Origin of the sequence: Actinomadura barringtoniae, from assembly GCF_017573505.1 — a bacterium.
Lineage (GTDB): Bacteria > Actinomycetota > Actinomycetes > Streptosporangiales > Streptosporangiaceae > Spirillospora > Spirillospora barringtoniae.
This window is the reverse complement of record NZ_JAGEOJ010000055.1, coordinates 1-1304: the sequence shown is the minus strand read 5'-3', so window position 1 is coordinate 1304 and position 1304 is coordinate 1. Positions and strand designations below refer to the sequence as shown.

Below are 1304 nucleotides of genomic sequence, written 5' to 3'. Positions count from 1 at the left end.
ATTGCCACGGCTTCGGCGGTGTGCTTGAGCCCCGCTACATTGTCGGCGCGGAATCACTTGACCAGTGAGCTATTACGCACTCTTTCAAGGGTGGCTGCTTCTAAGCCAACCTCCTGGTTGTCACAGCAACTCCACATCCTTTCCCACTTAGCACACGCTTAGGGGCCTTAGCCGATGATCTGGGCTGTTTCCCTCTCGACTACGAACCTTATCGCCCGCAGTCTCACTGCCACGCTCTCACTTACCGGCATTCGGAGTTTGGCTGACGTCAGTAACCTTGTAGGGCCCATTAGCCATCCAGTAGCTCTACCTCCGGCAAGAAACACGCGACGCTGCACCTAAATGCATTTCGGGGAGAACCAGCTATCACGGAGTTTGATTGGCCTTTCACCCCTAACCACAGGTCATCCCCCAGGTTTTCAACCCTGGTGGGTTCGGGCCTCCACACCGTCTTACCGGCGCTTCACCCTGCCCATGGCTAGATCACTCCGCTTCGGGTCTACAGCATGCGACTAAAACGCCCTCTTCAGACTCGCTTTCGCTACGGCTACCCGCCACCGGTTAACCTCGCCACACACCATAACTCGCAGGCTCATTCTTCAAAAGGCACGCCATCACCAGAACAACCCCGAAAGGCTGCTAGGAGGCTCTGACGGCTTGTAGGCACACGGTTTCAGGTACTATTTCACGACCCCTCACCGGGGCACTTTTCACCTTTCCCTCACGGTACTGGTCCGCTATCGGTCATCAGGAAGTATTCAGCCTTACCAAGTGGTCTTGGCAGATTCACACGGAATTTCACGGGCTCCGTGCTACTCGGGAACACACCCAAGAGACACCGCAATTTCGTCTACCGGACTCTCACCGTCTACGGTCGGCCTTCCCATGCCGTTCGACTATCACGATGTTTTGTAACTCTTCGCCAGACTGGTAGATCCGGCCGGATGGTCCCACAACCCCGCACACGCAACCCCTACCAGGTATCACACGCGCACGGTTTAGGCTAATCCGCTTTCGCTCACCACTACTCACGGAATCACTATTGTTTTCTCTTCCTGCGGGTACTGAGATGTTTCACTTCCCCGCGTTCCCACCAACCTGCCTATACATTCAGCAGGCGGCGACACCCCATGACGGGTGCCAGGTTTCCCCATTCGGAAATCCCCGGATCACAGTCTGGTTGCCGACTCCCCGAGGCATATCGCAGGCTCCCACGTCCTTCATCGGCTCCTGATGCCAAGGCATCCACCGTATGCCCTTAAAAACTTGAACACACAAAACGATCAAACAAATCGCAACAGAGA

1 rRNA gene is annotated in these 1304 nt (G+C 55.6%); it reads right to left on the bottom strand.

The features are described 5' to 3' along the window. Positions 1–1272, bottom strand: a 23S ribosomal RNA gene (locus J4573_RS53365); the annotation flags it as partial. Positions 1273–1304: the final 32 nt, after the last annotated feature.